Below are 266 nucleotides of genomic sequence, written 5' to 3' on the forward strand. Positions count from 1 at the left end.
CCGGACCTTCGGGCTGGTCGAGCCTGCACGTCGGGTGGTTGAGCCGCTCAGTTGGGAGGTTGAGCCTGCCGAAACCACGCCGGCCTCGAACTCGATCGCCTGCTGTCCCCGCGCCAGCATCCCGACCGCCAACGACCGGCGAACGTCGAGGGACTCCTCGTTCCCGAGGACCGCGAGTTGTTCGGCTCCGCGCCGGACGGCGTCTTCGAGGTCGATGGCATCGGAGAGGTCGAGCTCGCCGTGGACCCTGGAGGTGCCGGCGAAGG

At 69.5% G+C, this 266-nt stretch carries 1 pseudogene; it reads right to left on the minus strand.

Annotated elements, in window-relative coordinates:
- Positions 1-266 (minus strand): annotated as a pseudogene (locus EFL26_RS24270) (HNH endonuclease signature motif containing protein); the annotation flags it as partial.

It is taken from the genome of Nocardioides pocheonensis (assembly GCF_003725535.1).
In the GTDB taxonomy this organism is placed as follows: Bacteria; Actinomycetota; Actinomycetes; order Propionibacteriales; family Nocardioidaceae; genus Marmoricola; species Marmoricola pocheonensis.